General features: G+C 70.5%; 18 protein-coding genes and 1 riboswitch. Of the genes, 11 read left to right on the top strand and 7 right to left on the bottom strand.

Annotation, left to right across the window (positions count from 1 at the left end; translation table 11 throughout):
- The first annotated feature begins 145 nt into the window (after positions 1-145).
- Positions 146-979, top strand: a complete 834-nt coding sequence (gene whiG, locus ACE1OC_RS12040) for an RNA polymerase sigma factor WhiG (protein WP_250743879.1) — start codon at positions 146-148, stop codon at positions 977-979.
- Positions 980-1,107: 128 nt separating this feature from the next.
- Complete coding sequence (locus ACE1OC_RS12035; protein ID WP_250743946.1) at positions 1,108-1,665, top strand: TetR/AcrR family transcriptional regulator; 558 nt, start codon at positions 1,108-1,110, stop codon at positions 1,663-1,665.
- 234 nt (positions 1,666-1,899) lie between these two features.
- Here the strand turns inward: ACE1OC_RS12035 and ACE1OC_RS12030 are convergent, their stop codons facing one another.
- Positions 1,900-2,523, bottom strand: a complete 624-nt coding sequence (locus ACE1OC_RS12030; RefSeq protein ID WP_407837025.1) for a M23 family metallopeptidase — start codon at positions 2,521-2,523, stop codon at positions 1,900-1,902.
- A 253-nt stretch (positions 2,524-2,776) separates the two neighbouring features.
- Between ACE1OC_RS12030 and rpsB the strand changes: the two genes are divergently transcribed.
- From rpsB to ACE1OC_RS11985, 9 genes are all read left to right on the top strand, one after another.
- A complete protein-coding gene (gene rpsB / locus ACE1OC_RS12025) occupies positions 2,777-3,703 on the top strand; it encodes a 30S ribosomal protein S2 (RefSeq protein ID WP_407837024.1) in 927 nt (308 codons plus the stop codon).
- Between the two features lie 135 nt (positions 3,704-3,838).
- Complete coding sequence (gene tsf / locus ACE1OC_RS12020; RefSeq protein WP_407837023.1) at positions 3,839-4,675, top strand: translation elongation factor Ts; 837 nt, start codon at positions 3,839-3,841, stop codon at positions 4,673-4,675.
- Between the two features lie 162 nt (positions 4,676-4,837).
- On the top strand, positions 4,838-5,617 hold the full coding sequence (gene pyrH, locus ACE1OC_RS12015; protein WP_250743872.1) for a UMP kinase: 780 nt from the start codon (positions 4,838-4,840) through the stop codon (positions 5,615-5,617).
- A 50-nt stretch (positions 5,618-5,667) separates the two neighbouring features.
- Positions 5,668-6,225 (top strand): ribosome recycling factor, encoded by a 558-nt coding sequence (frr, locus tag ACE1OC_RS12010; RefSeq protein ID WP_112453867.1) that lies wholly within the window; start codon positions 5,668-5,670, stop codon positions 6,223-6,225.
- Positions 6,225-7,295: a phosphatidate cytidylyltransferase gene (locus ACE1OC_RS12005; RefSeq protein WP_407837022.1), complete on the top strand. Its 1,071-nt coding sequence runs from the start codon at positions 6,225-6,227 to the stop codon at positions 7,293-7,295. Before frr ends, ACE1OC_RS12005 begins: the two co-directional genes overlap by 1 nt.
- 93 nt (positions 7,296-7,388) lie before the next feature.
- Positions 7,389-8,501: a 23S rRNA (adenine(2503)-C(2))-methyltransferase RlmN gene (gene rlmN, locus ACE1OC_RS12000; protein WP_274549767.1), complete on the top strand. Its 1,113-nt coding sequence runs from the start codon at positions 7,389-7,391 to the stop codon at positions 8,499-8,501.
- A 57-nt stretch (positions 8,502-8,558) separates the two neighbouring features.
- A riboswitch (TPP riboswitch) is annotated at positions 8,559-8,667 on the top strand.
- Between the two features lie 84 nt (positions 8,668-8,751).
- Entirely contained in the window at positions 8,752-9,849 is a 1,098-nt protein-coding gene (locus ACE1OC_RS11995; protein ID WP_407837021.1) for a thiamine ABC transporter substrate-binding protein, read from the top strand.
- 59 nt (positions 9,850-9,908) lie between these two features.
- On the top strand, positions 9,909-11,525 hold the full coding sequence (locus ACE1OC_RS11990; RefSeq protein ID WP_407841540.1) for an ABC transporter permease: 1,617 nt from the start codon (positions 9,909-9,911) through the stop codon (positions 11,523-11,525).
- Positions 11,525-12,556, top strand: a complete 1,032-nt coding sequence (locus tag ACE1OC_RS11985; protein ID WP_407837020.1) for an ABC transporter ATP-binding protein — start codon at positions 11,525-11,527, stop codon at positions 12,554-12,556. The genes ACE1OC_RS11990 and ACE1OC_RS11985 overlap by 1 nt, the downstream gene beginning before the upstream one ends.
- A 167-nt stretch (positions 12,557-12,723) precedes the next feature.
- Here the strand turns inward: ACE1OC_RS11985 and ACE1OC_RS11980 are convergent, their stop codons facing one another.
- From ACE1OC_RS11980 to ACE1OC_RS11955, 6 genes are all read right to left on the bottom strand, one after another.
- Complete coding sequence (locus tag ACE1OC_RS11980) at positions 12,724-13,638, bottom strand: hypothetical protein (RefSeq protein ID WP_407837019.1); 915 nt, start codon at positions 13,636-13,638, stop codon at positions 12,724-12,726.
- Positions 13,639-13,739: 101 nt separating this feature from the next.
- Positions 13,740-14,849, bottom strand: coding sequence for an LOG family protein (locus ACE1OC_RS11975; protein ID WP_407837018.1), 1,110 nt, complete (start codon positions 14,847-14,849; stop codon positions 13,740-13,742).
- Positions 14,850-14,875: 26 nt separating this feature from the next.
- Complete coding sequence (locus tag ACE1OC_RS11970; protein ID WP_407837017.1) at positions 14,876-15,949, bottom strand: hypothetical protein; 1,074 nt, start codon at positions 15,947-15,949, stop codon at positions 14,876-14,878.
- Complete coding sequence (locus ACE1OC_RS11965) at positions 15,931-16,731, bottom strand: ABC transporter ATP-binding protein (RefSeq protein ID WP_407837016.1); 801 nt, start codon at positions 16,729-16,731, stop codon at positions 15,931-15,933. Before ACE1OC_RS11965 ends, ACE1OC_RS11970 begins: the two co-directional genes overlap by 19 nt.
- A gap of 194 nt (positions 16,732-16,925) precedes the next feature.
- Positions 16,926-18,305, bottom strand: a complete 1,380-nt coding sequence (locus tag ACE1OC_RS11960; protein ID WP_266904063.1) for an aspartate aminotransferase family protein — start codon at positions 18,303-18,305, stop codon at positions 16,926-16,928.
- The gene (locus ACE1OC_RS11955; protein ID WP_073910973.1) at positions 18,290-18,793 is read right to left on the bottom strand and encodes an Lrp/AsnC family transcriptional regulator; all 504 of its coding nucleotides are present in this window, start codon (positions 18,791-18,793) and stop codon (positions 18,290-18,292) included. The genes ACE1OC_RS11960 and ACE1OC_RS11955 overlap by 16 nt, the downstream gene beginning before the upstream one ends.
- Between the last annotated feature and the right edge of the window lie 132 nt (positions 18,794-18,925).

The raw sequence follows: 18,925 nt of genomic DNA, 5'->3' as shown, positions 1-18,925 counted from the left end.
GGGACCGTGCGCCAGGCGCCGGTCCCGGGTCGCCCGCGCGAGTCGGGGCGCCCTTGCGGGCCCGCGCGATCCCGTACTCTTCGCGCACCGCGACACTTCCGTCACGCTACGCTCCCAAGGAATCCGGCTCCGGCAAAGGCGAAGCATGCCCCAGCACACCTCAGGGTCCGACCGCGCTGCGGTGCCCCCCGCTGCGCGCGGCAGCGAGCGGTCCACCGCGCCCTCGTCGCTGGAGGTGCTGTGGCGCTCGTACAAGGACTCGGGTGACGAGCGGCTGCGGGAGCAGCTGATCCTGCACTACTCGCCCCTCGTGAAGTACGTGGCGGGCCGGGTCAGCGTCGGCCTGCCGCCCAATGTGGAACAGGCCGATTTCGTCTCCTCCGGAGTCTTCGGGCTGATCGACGCCATCGAGAAGTTCGACATCGAACGGTCCATCAAGTTCGAGACGTACGCGATCACCCGCATCCGCGGCGCGATGATCGACGAGTTGCGGGCGCTGGACTGGATCCCGCGCTCGGTGCGGCAGAAGGCGCGCGCCGTGGAGCGGGCCTACGCCACGCTGGAGGCCCAGCTGCGGCGTACCCCGACCGAGCACGAGGTCGCCGGGGAGATGGGCATCGGGGTGGAGGATCTCCACGCCGTTTTCAGCCAGTTGTCGCTCGCCAACGTGGTCGCCCTCGAAGAGCTGCTGCACGTGGGCGGGGAGGGGGACCGTCTCTCCCTGATGGACACCCTGGAGGACACCGCCGCGGACAACCCGGTGGAGGTCGCGGAGGACCGGGAGTTGCGGCGGCTGCTGGCGCGGGCCATCAACACGCTGCCCGAGCGGGAGAAGACGGTGGTGACCCTCTACTACTACGAGGGCCTCACCCTCGCCGAGATCGGCAACGTCCTCGGGGTCACCGAGAGCCGCGTCAGCCAGATCCACACCAAGTCGGTCCTGCAGCTGCGGGCGAAGCTGGCGGACGTCGGGCGCTGAGCCGGGGGCGGGGGTGCCGGCGCGCGAGGGCGGGGTCGCGGGTGGCGTCGCGAGCGGGGCCGAGAGCGTGCGACGGCCTTGCGGTACGTCCGTAGAGTGGATGCGTGCCCAGGATTCGAGCGGCCTCCGTGGCCGAGCACCGGTCGATGCAGCGCGGCGCCCTGTTGGACGCCGCGCGTTCCCTGCTGTCCGAAGGGGGGACGGAAGCGCTGACCTTCCCCGCCCTCGCCGAGAGGACCGGTCTCGCCCGGTCCTCCGTGTACGAGTACTTCCGGTCCCGCGCGGCCGTCGTAGAAGAGCTGTGCGCGGTGGACTTCCCCGTGTGGGCGGCCGAGATCGAGGCCGCGATGTCCGAGGCGGAGGCGCCGGAGGCGAAGATCGAGGCGTACGTGCGCAGCCAGCTGGGGCTGGTGGGTGACAAGAGGCACCGGGCGGTCGTGGCGATCTCGGCGAGCGAGCTGGACGCCGGGGCGCGGGAGAAGATCCGTGCGGCGCACGGGAGTCTGATCGCGATGATCGTGGAGGCGTTGGGCGCGCTGGGGCAGGCGGAGCCGAGGCTTGCGGCGATGCTGCTCCAGGGTGTGGTGGATGCTGCCGTCCGGCGGATCGAGGCGGGCGCGGGGGAAGATCCCGTCGTGGTCACGGACGCGGCGGTGGCCATGGCCCTGCGGGGCGTCGGGGGCTGACCGGCCCCGGCCCCGATGCGGCCCCGGGGCCGGCCCCGGCCCCCGGCCCCGGCCCCGGTTTTGCGTCGGGCGCGGCCCGGTGCGGGTGGCCGGCTGCCCTGCGGGGCTGTCCCCGACCCGCCCTTCCACCGTTCCCCGGGCGCTGCCCGGACCCCGGTCCTCAAACGCCGGACGGGCTGAGGGGGTACCGGGCTGCGCCCGGACCCCCTGGGGCTCCGCCCCAGACCCCGGTCCTCAAACGCCGGACGGCTGAGAAGCAGGGATCGGTCCTCGAGCGCCGGACGGCTGAGAAGCAGGGCCCGGTCCTCGAGCGCCGGACGGCTGGATTGGCTGTGCCCGGTCCTCGGGCGGTGCATGGCTGAGCAGGGGCAGCAGGCGGGGGGTTGGGCGGGGGAGGAGGGTCAGGGGGTTGAGGTAGGTGGTCGTGTGGAGGAGGCCCCAGTGGAGGCAGGGGCGGGAGCAGTGGTGGCCGTCCGTGAGGACGGCCACCACCTGGCCCGCCGTGACCTCGGCGCCCTCCGCCACCAGGGGGCGGACCGGTTCGTAGGTCGTGCGCAGGCCGTTCGGGAGGGTCAGGGAGAGGACCCCGCGGCCCGCGACCTGACCGGCGTAGTGGACCCGGCCCGGGCCCACCGCGCGTAGCTCCGCGCCCACCGGGGCCGCCAGGTCCACCCCGCGGTGGCCCGCCGCGTACGGGGTCGGGGGCGGGTCCCACCAGCGGACCACCGTCAGGGGGGACGGGAGCGGGCGCCCGCCCGCCGGAGCGCGCGGCGGCATCGGTGCGGCCGGAGGCGGGGCCGAGGCGAGGCCCAGGGTGAGGCTCAGGGGCAGCAGCAGGGTGAGCAGCAGCTTTGTCATGGGGGCCAGGGTTCCGCTCCCGGGGCCGGTCCCGCCCGGGCCTGTGGACGGGCGGGCGGCTGTGGACAACCGCGTCATCCGGCATACCACCGGGTCCCGTACACTTCTTGTGGCGATCCGGGTCACCGGGTCGACTTCGCACGCCCCAGCACCGGCCCCTCAGGGCCAGGTGACAGCGTCTCTCGGTCCCCTCTACGGGGGCAGGGCGCGACAGGGGCGTCAGGAACCAAACCGAGAAAACAAGGAGATGGCCATGGCCGTCGTAACGATGCGGGAGCTGCTGGAAAGCGGCGTCCACTTCGGTCACCAGACCCGCCGTTGGAACCCGAAGATGAAGCGTTTCATCTTCACGGAGCGCAACGGCATCTACATCATCGACCTGCTGCAGTCGCTGTCGTACATCGACCGCGCCTACGAGTTCGTGAAGGAGACCGTCGCCCACGGCGGTTCCATCATGTTCGTCGGTACCAAGAAGCAGGCCCAGGAGGCCATCGCCGAGCAGGCGACGCGCGTTGGTATGCCGTACGTCAACCAGCGGTGGCTGGGTGGCATGCTCACCAACTTCTCCACCGTCTACAAGCGCCTTCAGCGTCTGAAGGAGCTTGAGGCGATCGACTTCGAGGACGTCGCCGCCTCGGGTCTCACCAAGAAGGAGCTCCTGGTCCTCTCTCGCGAGAAGATCAAGCTGGAGAAGACCCTCGGTGGTATCCGCGAGATGTCGAAGGTCCCCAGCGCCGTCTGGATCGTCGACACCAAGAAGGAGCACATCGCCGTCGGTGAGGCGCGCAAGCTCCACATCCCGGTCGTCGCGATCCTCGACACCAACTGCGACCCCGACGAGGTCGACTACAAGATCCCGGGCAACGACGACGCGATCCGCTCCGTCACCCTGCTCACCCGCGTGATCGCCGACGCCGTCGCCGAGGGCCTCATCGCCCGTTCCGGTGCCGCCACTGGCGACTCGAAGCCGGGCGAGAAGGCCGCCGCCGAGCCGCTCGCCGAGTGGGAGCGCGACCTGCTCGAGGGTGAGAAGAAGGCCGACGACGCCGAGGCCGCTCCGGCCGCCGAGGCTGTTGTCGACGCCCCCGCCGTCGAGGCTGAGGCCGCTCCGGCCGCCGAGGCCGAGGTCGCCGCCGAGGCCGTCGTCGAGGCTCCGGCCGCCGACGCCGAGCAGGCCTGACCCACTGAGAGCGCCCGGCGTTCATGCGCCGGGCACTCGCAGCACGGACGATGACGGCGGGGGAGCCGCGCCACGAGCGCGTCTCCTCCGCCGTTCACCCGTAGATCTACGACTTCGAGAGAGAATCCCAGACTCATGGCGAACTACACCGCCGCTGACGTCAAGAAGCTCCGCGAGCTCACCGGCGTCGGCATGATGGACTGCAAGAACGCGCTGGTCGAGTCCGACGGTGACGTCGACAAGGCCATCGAGGCCCTCCGCATCAAGGGTCAGAAGGGCGTCGCCAAGCGCGAAGGCCGTTCTGCCGAGAACGGTGCCGTTGCCTCGATCATCTCCGACGACAACACCTCCGGTGTCATCGTCGAGCTGAAGTGCGAGACGGACTTCGTCGCCAAGGGCGAGAAGTTCCAGGCCGTCACCAACCAGCTGGCCGCCCACATCGCCGCGACCTCCCCGGCCGACGTCGAGGCGCTGCTGGCGTCCGAGATCGAGCCCGGCAAGACCGTGCAGGCGTTCGTGGACGAGGCCAACGCCAACCTCGGCGAGAAGATCGTCCTGGACCGCTTCGCGCAGTTCACCGGCGGTTACGTCTCGGCGTACATGCACCGCACCATGCCCGACCTGCCGTTCCAGATCGGCGTCCTCGTCGAGCTGGACAAGGAGAACGCCGAGGTCGCCCGCGGCGTCGCGCAGCACATCGCCGCGTTCGCGCCGAAGTGGCTCTCCAAGGAAGACGTGCCGGCCGACGTGGTCGAGTCCGAGCGTCGCGTGGCCGAAGAGGTCACCCGCGCCGAGGGCAAGCCCGAAGCCGCGCTGCCGAAGATCGTCGAGGGTCGTGTCAACGGCTTCTTCCGCGACAACACGCTGCTCGGCCAGGACTACGCCCTGGACAACAAGAAGTCGGTCCAGAAGGTTCTGGACGAGGCCGGTGTCACCCTGGTGCGCTTCTCGCGCATCAAGGTCGGCATCTGAGTCCGTCCGTACGCGACGGACACCGGACCCCGGTAGGGTCTGAAGCAGTCGCCCGCGTTCGCGCAGGGCGACCGCAGATCTGACGAGGAGGCCATTGCCGTAGAGGGAACCGCGAGGACCCACCGGCAATGGCCTTCTTCGTATGTGCACGAGGAGATCTCCATGAATCAGGGCGTGGACACCCACACCGCTTCCGACGACAAGAGCGACCAGGACAAGAAGGGCCGCCGCTTCATGCTGAAGCTGTCGGGCGAGGCCTTCTCCGGTGGCGGAGGACTGGGCGTCGACCCCGACGTAGTCCACGCCATCGCCCGCGAGATCGCCGCGGTGGTCCGCGACGGCGCGGAGATCGCCGTGGTGATCGGCGGCGGCAACTTCTTCCGCGGCGCCGAACTCCAGCAGCGCGGCATGGACCGGGCCCGGTCCGACTACATGGGCATGCTCGGTACGGTCATGAACTGCCTTGCCCTCCAGGACTTCCTGGAGAAGGAAGGCATCGACTCCCGCGTCCAGACGGCCATCACCATGGGCCAGGTCGCCGAGCCGTACATCCCGCTCCGTGCCGTTCGGCACCTGGAGAAGGGCCGCGTCGTCATCTTCGGCGCCGGCATGGGCATGCCCTACTTCTCCACCGACACCACGGCCGCCCAGCGAGCCCTGGAAATCGACGCGGAAGCCCTTCTCATGGGCAAGAACGGCGTCGACGGGGTCTACGACTCCGACCCCAAGAAGAACCCGGACGCGGTGAAGTTCGACGCGCTGGAGTACAGCGAGGTGCTGTCGCGCGACCTCAAGGTCGCCGATGCCACCGCCATCACGCTGTGCCGCGACAACAAGCTGCCGATCCTGGTCTTCGAGCTGCTCGCCGAGGGCAATATCGCGCGAGCCGTCAAGGGTGAGAAGATCGGCACGCTCGTGAGCGACCAGGGCACCCGGGCCTGAGCAGGCCCCGTCCGCCTGAACCATCCATTTCTGACATGCAGGAGCACGTGGTGACCGAAGAGATCCTCCTCGAGGCCGAGGAGAAGATGGAAAAGGCCGTCGTCGTCGCCAAGGAAGACTTCGCCGCGATTCGCACCGGTCGTGCGCACCCGGCGATGTTCAACAAGATCGTGGCGGAGTACTACGGCGCCATCACGCCCATCAACCAGCTCGCCTCCTTCTCGGTCCCCGAGCCGCGCATGGCGATCGTGACCCCGTTCGACAAGAGCGCCCTGCGCAACATCGAGACGGCCATCCGCGACTCCGACCTGGGCGTCAACCCCAGCAACGACGGCAGCATCATCCGGGTGACCTTCCCCGAGCTGACGCAGGACCGCCGCAAGGAGTACATCAAGGTCGCGCGCACCAAGGCCGAGGACTCCAAGGTGTCGATCCGCGCCATTCGCCGCAAGGCGAAGGACGCCCTCGACAAGCTGGTCAAGGACAAGGAAGCCGGCGAGGACGAGGTGCGCCGCGCCGAGAAGGAGCTCGACGACACCACCGCGAAGTACGTCGCGCAGGTGGACGAGCTCCTGAAGCACAAGGAAGCCGAGCTCCTCGAAGTCTGATGAACGACACTTCCTGGCAGCCGGAGCCGGTTCCGGCGGGTCCCGCCTACGATGCGCTGGTGGGCCCGCACACTCGGCCCATGCCCATCGTGCCCGATGCCGCCGGCCGTGACTTCGACGACCGGGAAGCACGCGATCGGGGGGCCGCCGCTGACGGCGGCTCCCTCTTCCGCGCCGAGACGCCGCCGCAGGAGCCCATGCCCAGCCCCCCGCCTTCGCCGGCACCGCAGGACGCCTCGCCCCCGCCTCAGAAGAAGCGGGCCGGGCGGGACCTGCGTGCCGCCATAGGGGTCGGAGTGGGCCTCGGCGCGGTGATCTTCGCCTCGCTGCTCATCGTCAAGGCCGTCTTCGTCGGCGTCGTCGTCGTGGCGGTCGTCGTCGGCCTGTGGGAGCTCACCTCCCGGCTCCAGGAGAAGAAGGGCATCAAGGCCCCGCTGGTCCCGCTCGCCATCGGCGGCGCGGCCATGGTCATCGCCGGATACGTCCGCGGTGCCGAGGGTGCCTGGGTGGCCATGGCGCTGACGGTGCTGGCCGTCCTCGTCTGGAGGATGACCGAGCCGCCCGAGGACTACCTCAAGGACGTCACGGCGGGTGCCTTCGCGGCGTTCTACGTGCCGTTCCTGGCCACCTTCGTCGCGATGCTGCTCACCGCCGACGACGGGCCGCAGCGGGTGATCACCTTCCTGCTCCTGACGGTGGTCAGCGACACCGGGGCCTACGCGGTCGGCTGGCGCTTCGGCAAGACCAAGCTCGCCCCGCGCATCAGCCCCGGAAAGACCCGCGAGGGGCTCTTCGGAGCGGTGGCCTTCGCGATGGCGGCCGGCGCGCTGTGCATGGAGTTCCTGATCGACGGGGGCGTCTGGTGGCAGGGCCTGGTGCTCGGCCTCGCCGTCGCGGTCAGCGCCACGCTCGGCGACCTCGGGGAATCCATGATCAAGCGGGATCTCGGGATCAAGGACATGGGCACCCTGCTGCCGGGCCACGGCGGCATCATGGACCGGCTGGACTCCCTGCTTCCGACGGCCCCGGTGGTCTGGCTGCTGCTGGCGCTGTTCGTCGGCACCGGCTGACCTGCGAAAAGACGCCCGTCCAGGCGGGGCGGTTACTCTTGGAAGGCGCGCTGCTTCTGCGGCGCGCCTTTCGTCTTACAAGGAGTACCTGCCATGGCCCGCCCAGTCCCGGGAGAGCTCACTTTCGTCGCCCCTCGTGGAGCGAAGAAGCCGCCCCGGCACCTCGCCGACCTCACCCCCGAGGAGCGCCGGGAGGCGGTCGCCGCGATCGGTGAGAAGCCCTTCCGGGCCAAGCAGCTCTCCCAGCACTACTTCGCCCGGTACGCGCACGACCCGGCCGAGTGGACCGACATCCCCGCGGCGTCCCGCGAGAAGCTCCAGCAGGAGCTGCTGCCGGACCTGATGAACGTCATCCGCCACATCTCGTGCGATGACGACACCACCCGCAAGACCCTGTGGAAGCTGCACGACGGCACGCTCGTCGAGTCCGTGCTGATGCGCTACCCGGACCGGGTCACCATGTGCATCTCCTCGCAGGCCGGCTGCGGCATGAACTGCCCGTTCTGCGCCACCGGCCAGGCCGGTCTCGACCGCAACCTGTCGACGGCCGAGATCGTGCACCAGATCGTCGACGGCATGCGCGCCCTGCGCGACGGCGAGGTCCCCGGCGGGCCCGCCCGGCTGTCGAACATCGTCTTCATGGGCATGGGCGAGCCGCTCGCCAACTACAACCGCGTCGTCGGCGCCATCCGCCGCCTCACCGACCCGGAGCCCGACGGCCTGGGCCTGTCCCAGCGCGGGATCACCGTCTCCACCGTGGGCCTGGTCCCGGCGATGCACCGCTTCGCCGACGAGGGCTTCAAGTGCCGCCTGGCCGTCTCCCTGCACGCGCCGGACGACGAGCTGCGCGACACCCTGGTCCCCGTGAACACCCGCTGGAACGTCCGCGAGGTGCTCGACGCGGCCTGGGAGTACGCGGAGAAGTCCGGCCGCCGGATCTCCATCGAGTACGCCCTGATCCGCGACATCAACGACCAGGCCTGGCGCGGCGACCTGCTCGGCAGGCTGCTCAAGGGCAAGCGCGTGCACGTCAACCTGATCCCGCTGAACCCGACGCCGGGTTCGAAGTGGACCGCCTCGCGGCCCGAGGACGAGAAGGCGTTCGTGGAGGCCATCGCCCGCCACGGCGTGCCGGTGACCGTCCGCGACACCCGCGGTCAGGAGATCGACGGCGCGTGCGGTCAGCTCGCCGCCTCGGAGCGCTGATTTCCGCCAGTTAAGGTTTGCTTTCGGCCGCGGGGTACTGTGGCCGAAACCAATTTCATATTCCGACAGGGGAGCGCCACAGCGCTGAGAGTGCGGTATCCGTCACCGCAGACCCTCTGAACCTCGCCCCGGTCATTCGGGGTAGGAAGTTCGGTCATCACTCAAGCTGTTGCGCCCTGCCCGGCGTCCGCTCCACAGAGCGCCGGGCAGGGCCGCGTCTTCTCCTGGACATCCCAGGAGGAATGCACCAATGAGCACCACCAAGAAGATGGCGGGCGTCGCGCTCGCGGCCGCGCTCGGCGTCACCACGCTCAGCGCCTGCGGCGGCGACGCCAAGGACAAGTCCGCCGGGGCGAGCGACGCCCCGAAGTCCAAGACGATCACCCTCGTCTCGCACGACTCCTTCAACGTGACCGACACGGTCCTCAAGGAGTTCGAGCAGCAGAGCGGCTACACCGTCAAGGTCCTGAAGTCCGGAGACGCGGGCGCGGCACTGAACCAGGAGATCCTCACCAAGGGCTCTCCGCGCGGCGACGTCTTCTTCGGCGTGGACAACACGCTCCTCTCCCGGGCCCTCGACCAGGGCATCTTCACGCCGTACGAGGCCAAGGGGCTGGCCGACGTGAAGCCCGAGTTCGTGCTCGACAAGGAGCACCGGGTCACCCCCGTGGACTCCGGCGACATCTGCGTGAACTACGACAAGGCCTACTTCGCCGACAAGAAGCTCGCCCCGCCGCAGACGCTGGACGACCTGATCAAGCCGGAGTACAAGAACCTGCTGGTCACCGAGAACGCCGCGACCTCCTCGCCCGGCCTCGGCTTCCTCCTCGCCTCCGTCGGCAAGTACGGGAACGAGGGCTGGAAGGACTACTGGAGCAAGCTCAAGGCCAACGGCGTCGAGGTCGTCGACGGCTGGGAGCAGGCCTACAACGAGCGCTTCTCCGGCTCGGCCGGCGGCAAGAAGGCCAAGGGCGACCGCCCGCTGGTCGTCTCCTACGCCTCCAGCCCGCCGGTCGAGGTCCTCTACGGCGAGCCGCAGCCGGCCGAGGCCCCGACGGGCGTCGCGACGGGCACGTGCTTCCGCCAGACCGAGTTCGCGGGTCTGCTCAAGGGCGCGAAGAACGAGGAGGGCGGCAAGGCGCTCCTGGACTTCCTGATCTCCAAGAAGTTCCAGGAAGACATGCCGCTCCAGATGTTCGTGAACCCGGTGACCAAGGACGCGGTGCTGCCGGAGCTGTTCACCAAGCACGGCGTGGTCATCGAGAAGCCCGAGACGGTCGCCCCGGAGGCCATCGCCAAGAACCGTGACCAGTGGATCAAGACCTGGTCCACCCTCGTCGTGAAGTAGGACGAGTGAGCGAGGCTGCGAAGGAGAGCGGGCGGGCCACGGCCGTCAGGCTCGGTCTGATGGCCGTGCCGCTCGTCTTCTTCGGGCTGTTCTTCGCGTACCCCGTGGCCGCGATCGTGGGGCGCGGGCTCAAGTCGGACGCCGGCTGGCAGTTCGGCCGGATCGGCGAGGTGCTGGCCCGGCCCGACATCGGCGACGTGCTCTGGTTCACCACCTGGCAGGCGCTCGCGTCCACGGCGCTCACGCTCCTGATCGCGCTCCCCGGCGCGTACGTCTTCGCCCGCTTCGAGTTCCCCGGCAAACAGCTACTGCGGGCGCTCGTGACGGTGCCGTTCGTGCTGCCGACCGTCGTGGTCGGCACCGCGTTCCTGGCGCTCGTAGGACGCAACGGTCTGTTGGACGAGGTGTGGGGGATCCGCCTCGACACGACCGTCTGGGCGATCCTGCTCGCGCACGTCTTCTTCAACTACGCCGTGGTCATCCGCACGGTGGGCGGGCTGTGGGCGCAGCTGGACCCGCGCCAGGAGGAGGCCGCCCGGGTGCTGGGCGCCGGGCGGTTCGCCGCCTGGCGGCGCGTGACGCTGCCCGCGCTGGGGCCGGCCGTCGCGGCCGCCTCGCTGATGGTGTTCCTGTTCACGTTCTCCTCCTTCGGTGTCGTGCAGATCCTGGGCGGGCCCGCGTACTCCACCCTGGAGGTGGAGGTCTACCGGCAGACCGCGCAGCTCCTGGACCTGCCGACTGCCGCCGTGCTGACGATGGTGCAGTTCGCGGCCATCGGAGCGATCCTCGGCGTGCACGCCTGGACCGTGCGCAAGCGGGAGACCGCACTGCGGCTGGTCGACCCGGGGCGGACCACGCACCGGCCGCGCGGCTGGGCCCAGCGCACCCTGCTCGGCGGGGTGCTGCTGACCGTGGCACTGCTGATCGTGGCGCCGCTCGCCGTGCTCGTGGAACGTTCCCTCGACGCCCCCGGCGGGTACGGGTTCGGCTTCTACCGGGCGCTCCAGGAAGTCGGCGCCGGTGGCGGAACCTTCCTGGTGCCGCCGCTGGAGGCGATCTGGAACTCCCTGCAGTACGCGCTCGCCGCCACCGCCATCGCGCTGGTCGTCGGCGGGCTCGCCGCCGCGGCACTGACCCGCCGCGCGGGCCGTTTCGTACGGGGCTTCGACGCGCTGCTGATGCTCCCGCTGGGGGTGTCGGCCGTGACCGTCGGCTTCGGCTTCCTCATCACCCTCGACAAGCCGCCGCTGGACCTGCGGACCTCGTGGATCCTGGTGCCGCTGGCGCAGGCGCTGGTGGGCGTTCCCTTCGTCGTACGGACCATGCTGCCGGTCCTGCGCGCGGTGGACGGACGGCTGCGGGAGGCCGCCGCCGTGCTCGGCGCCTCACCGCTGCGGGCCTGGCGGGAGGTGGACCTGCCGATGGTGCGGCGGGCCCTGCTGATCGCGGCGGGCTTCGCCTTCGCCGTGTCCCTCGGGGAGTTCGGGGCCACCGTCTTCATCGCGCGGCCCGACCATCCGACGCTGCCGGTCGCCGTGGCGCGGCTGCTGGGGCGGGCCGGGGAGATGAACTACGGGCAGGCGATGGCCCTGAGCACGATCCTGATGCTGGTGTGCGCGGTGTCCCTGCTGGCGCTGGAGCGACTGCGACCCGACAAGACCTCCGGAGAATTCTGATGACCCTGCTTCAACTGGAAGGGGTGTCGGTCCGCTTCGGCGAGCGTGCGGTCGCGTCCGCCCTGGACGGTGTGGACCTGGCGGTCGCCGAGCACGAGATCGTGTGCGTGCTCGGGCCGAGCGGAAGCGGCAAGTCCACCCTGCTCCGAGTGGTGGCCGGGCTCCAGCCCGTCGCCGACGGGAGGGTGCTGCTGGGCGGCGCCGACCAGGCCGCGGTTCCCGTACACCGGCGGGGGGTGGGCCTGATGTTCCAGGACCACCAGCTGTTCCCGCACCGGGACGTGGGCGGGAACGTCGCCTTCGGCCTGCGGATGCGGGGTGCCTCGAAGCGGTCCTCCGAGGCCCGGGTCACCGAACTCCTGGAGCTGGTCGGGCTCCCCGGGGCGCAGGGCCGGGCGGTGGCCTCGCTGTCCGGCGGCGAGCAGCAGCGGGTCGCGCTGGCGCGGGCGCTCGCTCCTTCGCCGCGGCTGCTGATGCTGGACGAGCCGCTCGGGCAGCTGGACCGCGGGCTGCGGGAGCGGCTCGTGGTGGAGCTCCAGGGGCTGTTCTCGCGGCTGGGCACGACCGTGCTGGCCGTCACGCACGACCAGGGCGAGGCGTTCGCGCTGGCCGACCGGGTGGTCGTCATGCGGGACGGGCGGATCGCGCAGGCGGGGACCCCGCTGGAGGTGTGGCAGCGGCCGGCGTCGGAGTTCGTGGCGCGGTTCCTGGGCTTCGAGAACGTGGTCCCGGCGGAGCTTTCCGCCGGGGTGGCGGCGACTCCGTGGGGGAAGGTCCCGGTTCCGGCCGGGTCGCCGGCGGGGGAGCACCAGGTGCTGATCCGGCCCGCCGGGGTCGTGCTGTCGGCCGTGGGGCTGGGGTGCGAGGTGGTGTCGCGGACCTTCCGGGGGACGCACGTCGCGCTGCTGCTGCGGCCCGAGGTCGGGCCCGTGCTGGAGGCCGAGTGTGGGCTGGAGGGGGCGCCGGCGGTCGGGGACCGGGTCTCGGTGGGCTTCGCCCCGGCCGAGGTGGTCGTGCTGCCGGGGGAGTAGGGGGCCGCTGCGCGGGGCAAATCCCCGCAGCGACCTTCGCCGCTGCGCGGGGCAAGTCCCTGCAGCGACCTTCGCCGCTGCGCGGGGTAAGTCACCTACCCGCCCTTCGCCCGTTCCCCGGGCTCGGCCCGGACCCGGTCCTCAAACGCCGGACGGCTGAAAAGGGCTCAGACGCCGGCCAAGGTGGATGTGTCGGGCTCCGGTTCCGATGGGGTTTCCGTGCCCTCGTGGTTGCCGTACCAGGCGACTGCCACTGCGCCCGTCACCGCCAGGACGAAGCCGAGGACAGCCAGCCAGGCCATGCCGGGGCGGGACGCGTCGCCCAGCCAGAGGACGCCGATCGCTCCGGGGAGCACGGTTTCGCCGACCACCAGGGCGGCGGTGGCGCCGTTCACCGAGCCGATCTGGAGCGCCACGGTGTGCAGGTACATGCCGCCGACCCCCGCCAGGACGATGGCGTAGAGGGCCGGGTCGGCGAGGAGCGAGGAGAACGAGAACGGCTCCACGCCGTTCAGGATGCGGACCCCGACGCCCAGCGCGCCGAACGCCAGACCCGACAGCAGGCCCGCCAGGATCGCGGCCCGGGCGCCGAGGAAACGTACCGCCACCGTGCCGCCCACGATGATCAGCGCGGTCACCGCCAGGAGCCACCAGTGCGTGGCGGCCGGCGCGTAGTGGCCGCCCTCGTGGCCCGCGGCCGTCGCCAGCAGGACCAGGGCCGCGCAGACGACCCCGATGGAGGTCCATTCCTTCCGGGTCAGCCGGATGCCGAGCATCTTCACGCTCAGCACGGCCGTGATCACCAGGTTGGCGCTGATGACCGTCTGGGAGAGGAAGAGGGGGAGGAGACGCGCGGCCAGGGCTCCCAGGCCGAAGCCCACGAAGTCCAGGATCGTGCCGACGATGAACTCCCAGGTCATCGCGGCCTTCGCCGTGGAAGTGAGGTTCGGGCCGCCGTGCTGGGTGACCCCCGCGGCGGCCGGCGACATCCGGGCCGCCCGCCGTGAGCCCACGGCTTGCAGGACGGATCCCGTGCCGTAGCAGATGGACGCCGCGATGGCGGTGAGCAGGCCTATGAGCACCCGAGGGCTCCGTTCACGTCTGGCAGGTTTTACGTAGTGCGTACCTCTTCCAGACGTGGAAAAGGCGAGAGAAGTTGCCTGCCCCGGTCAGGTCGTCGAGGTCAGTTCATCGCGGCGAGGGCCGCCGGGACCTCGGACACCGAGTCGACCAGGGCGATCCGGGACTCCATCGACCGGCCCCGGGCCAGCGCCTGGAGCAGCGGCCAGGCCGGCAGCCGTTCGGTCCAGTGGGCGCGGTCGACGAGGACCATCGGCGTGGGCTCGCCCCGGGACGCGTAGTAGTTGGGCGTTGCGTTGTCGAAGATCTCCTGGACCGTGCCCGCCGCGCCCGGCAGGAACACCACGCCCGCGTTGGACCGGGCGAGCAGCCCGTCCTCCCGGGTGGCGTTCGCGAAGTACTTCGCGATGTGCCCGGCGAACGGGTTCGGCGGCTCGTGTCCGTAGAACCAGGTCGGGATGCCCACCGAGTCGCCGCCCGTGACCGCCGGCCAGCGTTCCCGTACGGCGAAGGCCGCGCGCGCCCAGTCGGAGACGGACGGGGTGAAGGACGGGGCCTTGGCCAGCATCCGCAGGGCTTCGGGGAGGGCCTCGTCGGGGGCCGGGGCGAGGTACGCGCCGAGGTTGGCCGCCTCCATCGCGCCGGGGCCGCCGCCGGTGGCCACGGTCAGCCCGGAGCGGGTCAGCGTCCGGCCGAGTTCGGCCGCGCCCCGGTAGGCGTCGCCGCCGCGGGCCATGGCGTGGCCGCCCATCACACCGACCACGCGGGCGCCGGCGAGGTGTTCGTCGAGGGCGTCGGAGATGGTGTCGTCGTGGATGGAGCGCAGCATCGAGGAGTAGATGTCCCCGTCCGCCTTGGTCTCCTGGAACCAGGCGTACGCCTCGGCGTCCGGGGTGGTCTCGTAGCCGTCGGACAGCCCGGTGAAGAGCTCCTCGGCCGTGTAGAGCAGGCCCCGGTACGGGTTGAACGGCAGGTCGGGGACGGGCGGGAAGACCAGGGCGCCGTCCGCGCGCACCTTGACCGAGGCGTCCGGTTCCATCGGGCAGCCCAGGAAGACCGCCGACGAGGTGTCGGCGGACAGCAGGGCGAAGGTCCGCTCCAGCAGGTTGACCGACTGGATCCGGTACCCGCTGAGCGAGCCGCGTGCCACGACCCGGTCGAATTCGGCGAGGGTCTCGATCTCGTTATCGGTCTCGATGTGTGGGTTGACCATTCGGCCCACCCTAAGGGCTGCCCGTCTCAGCGGGTCAATGCCAGCGACGTCAGCTGTGACACACCCCAGCTGAGCGGCAGGCACACCGCCACCAGCGCGGTGGCCCGTACGGTCGCGGCCGTACGGAGGACCTTGCCCGGGGCTCCGAGCCCGGTCAGGGTCTCGCGGGTGGCGGCCCGTGCCTGGTGGACCTCGACCGCGGAGGTGAGCAGGGTGGCGGCCGCGCACAGGGCCACCAGAGCGGCGGCGGGCGCGGTCAGCGGGCCGAGCGGGACCTGGAGCCCGCCGTGATCGCGCAGGGCCATGGCGCTGAGGGCGCCCGCCCCGACGGCGCACAGGACACCGAGGGGTGCGCCGAGGCGGGGGGCCTCCTCCTGGAGGGCCCGCCCGGCCAGCAGCCTGAGCGCGCCCGGGCGGACGGACTGGACCAGTGCCCCGCAGGCGTAGGCCAGGCCCGGTCCGGCGAGGGCGAGCCCGAGGGCGGTCAGCGCCCAGCCCGCGGGCATGCCGGCTCCGCCGGGGCGGGCGTAGGCCAGCACGGCGAGTCCGCAGGCGGTGAGGGCGATGCCCCAGGGCAGTGCGGTCTGCGGTGCGGGCCGGGGGTGCGGGCGCAGGGCGAGGGCGGTGGCGATCGAGGCGGTCAACGGAAGCATGGCCAACAGGGTGAGGGCGGCCGCGACGGGCAGGGGCTGGTCGGCGTGGAGCAGCCCGGCCCCGGCGCCGTCGAAGGGCAGCCCGGTCACGTCCCCGCGCAGGTGGAGGAAGACGGCCAGGGCGATGGCGCTGCCGAGAGTGCAGGCCACGGCGGTGGAGATCGTCGCGACCAGGGTGAGCCGTACGGGTCCCAGCCCGGCGGCGTCGAGTCCTTCCAGGGGCCGGGTCGCGGGGTCGGTACGGGCCACGGCGACGGCGAACTGGACGGTGACGGCGAGGGGGACCAGGGCCCACAGCAGCTGAGGGAACGATCCGGCGGGCCGGGCGGTGGCCTGCGCGAGCACGTACAGCAGCAGGAAGCCGCTGCCGGCCGAGGCGGCGGCGACGAGCAGCCGGCGCAGCTGTACCAGCGGCCGGGAGCCGCGGGCTAGGCGGAGAGCGAGCACGCGGCCTGGTCCTCCGGGGGCTGGGGGAAGGAGGTCGGGGAGAGCCCGGCCGCGGCTGCCGCGGCGGCCGGCCGGCCGTCGAGCAGGGAGAACCGGCGGTCGGCGACGGCTGCGGTCTCCTCGTCGTGGGTGGCCAGCAGCACGGTGATGCCGTGGGAGCGGGCGGCCGTGGTGAGGGTGCGCAGCAGCAGGGAGCGCTCGGTGCGGTGCAGCGGGGCCGTGGGCTCGTCGGCGAAGACCACGGCGGGCAGGTGCGCGAGGGCGCGGGCGAGGGCGACGCGCTGGGACTCGGCCCGGTTGAGGGAGCCGGGGTGCTTGCGGGCGAAGGATCCGATGTCGAGGCGGTCCAGCCATTCGCAGGCGGCCCGTTTGGCGGTGCGGTGTCCGGCGCCCGCCATCAGCAGCGGCAGGGCGGCGTTCTCCCAGACCCGCAGTTCGGGCAGCAGCAGCGGCTCGGGGCCGATCCAGCCGAAGCGGTCGCGGCGCAGCCGTTCGCGGGCCAGGGTCCCCATGGTGTGCACGGGGACGCTGTTGAACCAGACCTCGCCCTGTTCGGGCCGCAGCTGTCCCGACAGGCAGCGCAGGAGCGTGGTCTTGCCGCTGCCCCGGGGGCCGGTCAGGGCGAGGATCTCTCCCGCGCGGACGCCGACCGAGACCCCGATGAGGCCCGGCGATCCGCTGTGGGAGTAGTGAAGGGACCGTGCCCAGAGCAGATCGTCCTGGGGCAGGACCTTGTCCGACGGAGCGTTGTCCGGCGGAGCGTTGTCCCGTGGAGCCACCATGGCGTACACCTCCGTCCGGGGGAACGAAGCGGAGCCCGCTTGGTCACTGGCGCCGCAATGAGATGTAAAGAGATGAACGTCTTGGATGGTGACAGCACACGGCCCGGACCCCCGCGTTCTCACTCGAACGGAGGATCCGGGCCGTGTGGTCCGGCAGTTTGCCGCCTGCAGGACGGTGGGAGGACGCGGGCTGGTTAGAGCTTGGTCCAGGCCTCGGTGAGCACGCGGCGCAGGATGCCCTCGATCTCGTCGAAGGTGCCCTGGTCGGCGGTCAGCGGCGGGGCCAGCTGGATGACCGGGTCGCCACGGTCGTCGGCGCGGCAGTACAGGCCGTTCTCGAAGAGCGCCTTCGAGAGGAAGCCGTAGAGCACGCGCTCGGTCTCCTCGTCCGTGAAGGACTCCTTGGTGACCTTGTCCTTGACGAGCTCGATGCCGTAGAAGTAGCCGTTGCCGCGGACGTCGCCGACGATCGGCAGGTCGTGCAGCTTCTCCAGCGTCGCGCGGAAGGCGTCCTCGTTGTCCAGCACGTGCTGGTTGAGGCCTTCCTTGTCGAAGATGTCGAGGTTGGCGAGCGCCACCGCGGAGGACACCGGGTGTCCGCCGAAGGTGTAGCCGTGCAGGAAGGTGTTGTCACCCTTGTAGAACGGCTCGGCGAGCCGGTCCGAGATGATGCAGGCACCGATCGGGGAGTAGCCCGAGGTCATGCCCTTCGCACAGGTGATCATGTCCGGGATGTAGTCGAACTTGTCACAGGCGAACATCGTGCCCAGACGGCCGAAGGCGCAGATCGTCTCGTCGGAGACGAGGAGCACGTCGTACTCGTCGCAGATCTCGCGGACCCGCTGGAAGTACCCGGGCGGCGGCGGGAAGCAGCCACCGGCGTTCTGCACCGGCTCCAGGAAGACGGCGGCGACGGTGTCGGCGCCCTCGAACAGGATCTCCTGCTCGATCTGGTCGGCGCACCAGCGGCCGTAGGCCTCGGGGTCGTCGCCGTAGATCGGGGCGCGGTAGATGTTGGTGTTGACCACCTTGTGCGCGCCGGGGACCAGCGGCTCGAAGGGGGCCTTGAGGGCCGGCAGACCGGTGATCGACAGGGCGCCCTGCGGGGTGCCGTGGTAGGCGACCGCACGCGAGATGACCTTGTACTTGGTGTGCTTGCCCTGAAGCTTGAAGTACTGCTTGGCGAGCTTCCAGGCGGTCTCGACGGCCTCGCCGCCACCGGTGGTGAAGAAGACCTTGTTCAGGTCGCCCGGGGCGTAGTGCGCGAGGCGCTCGGCGAGCTCGACGGCCTTGGGGTGCGCGTACGACCAGATGGGGAAGAAGGCGAGTTCCTGGGCCTGCTTGTACGCGACCTCGGCCAGTTCCTTGCGGCCGTGACCGGCGTTGACCACGAACAGTCCGGCGAGACCGTCGAGGTAGCGCTTGCCCTTGTCGTCGAAGATGTAGGTGCCCTCGCCGCGCACGATGGTGGGTACGGGCGAGTTCTCGTACGACGACATGCGGGTGAAGTGCATCCACAGGTGGTCGTAGGCGGTCTTGGAGAGGTCCTGGCTCACGGCTATCGCGTTCCCCACATGTAGGTCTGCTTCTTCAGCTTCAGGTAAACGAAGCTTTCGGTTGATCGCACGCCGGGGAGCGCGCGGATCTTCTTGTTGATCGTTTCCAGCAGGTGGTCGTCGTCCTCGCAGACGATCTCCACCATCAGGTCGAACGAGCCCGCGGTCATCACCACGTACTCGCACTCGGCCATCGCGGTCAGGGCGTCGGCCACCGGGTCGAGGTCTCCCTCGACGTTGATGCCGACCATCGCCTGGCGCCGGAGCCCCACGGTGAGCGGGTCGGTGACGGCGACGATCTGCATGACGCCCTGGTCGAGCAGCTTCTGTACTCGCTGGCGCACCGCTGCCTCGGACAGGCCTACGGCCTTGCCGATCGCCGCGTAAGGACGACGACCGTCCTCTTGCAGTTGCTCGATGATCGCCAGGGACACAGCATCGACCGAAGGGGACGGTTGTCTGTTCCTGGAATCTGCGCTTCGACTGACCACGACCTCACTGTGCACGAGGAGTCGTCTGTTCCGCAAGGCGAGAACGATGTAATTCGTTGTTTCGGGAGCCGGATCTCACCGATTCCGTAGTTCGTGATGTGTGGGCCTGTCGAAAACGGCGTCTGAGAGGCTAGTCTTGGTAGCTGT

This window comes from Streptomyces stoeckheimensis (assembly GCF_045822005.1).
GTDB classification, from domain to species: Bacteria; Actinomycetota; Actinomycetes; order Streptomycetales; family Streptomycetaceae; genus Streptomyces; species Streptomyces stoeckheimensis.
This window is presented reverse-complemented; position numbering and strand designations above follow the sequence as displayed.

Coding starts and splice junctions, on each gene's coding strand:
- whiG (WP_250743879.1), top strand. CDS start 146: ATGCCCCAGCACACCTCAGGGTCCGACCGCGCTGCGGTGCCCCCCGCT.
- ACE1OC_RS12030 (WP_407837025.1), bottom strand. CDS start 2,523: ATGACAAAGCTGCTGCTCACCCTGCTGCTGCCCCTGAGCCTCACCCTG.
- rpsB (WP_407837024.1), top strand. CDS start 2,777: ATGGCCGTCGTAACGATGCGGGAGCTGCTGGAAAGCGGCGTCCACTTC.
- tsf (WP_407837023.1), top strand. CDS start 3,839: ATGGCGAACTACACCGCCGCTGACGTCAAGAAGCTCCGCGAGCTCACC.
- pyrH (WP_250743872.1), top strand. CDS start 4,838: ATGAATCAGGGCGTGGACACCCACACCGCTTCCGACGACAAGAGCGAC.
- ACE1OC_RS12005 (WP_407837022.1), top strand. CDS start 6,225: ATGAACGACACTTCCTGGCAGCCGGAGCCGGTTCCGGCGGGTCCCGCC.
- rlmN (WP_274549767.1), top strand. CDS start 7,389: ATGGCCCGCCCAGTCCCGGGAGAGCTCACTTTCGTCGCCCCTCGTGGA.
- ACE1OC_RS11995 (WP_407837021.1), top strand. CDS start 8,752: ATGAGCACCACCAAGAAGATGGCGGGCGTCGCGCTCGCGGCCGCGCTC.
- ACE1OC_RS11990 (WP_407841540.1), top strand. CDS start 9,909: ATGGCCGTGCCGCTCGTCTTCTTCGGGCTGTTCTTCGCGTACCCCGTG.
- ACE1OC_RS11985 (WP_407837020.1), top strand. CDS start 11,525: ATGACCCTGCTTCAACTGGAAGGGGTGTCGGTCCGCTTCGGCGAGCGT.
- ACE1OC_RS11975 (WP_407837018.1), bottom strand. CDS start 14,849: ATGGTCAACCCACACATCGAGACCGATAACGAGATCGAGACCCTCGCC.
- ACE1OC_RS11965 (WP_407837016.1), bottom strand. CDS start 16,731: ATGGTGGCTCCACGGGACAACGCTCCGCCGGACAACGCTCCGTCGGAC.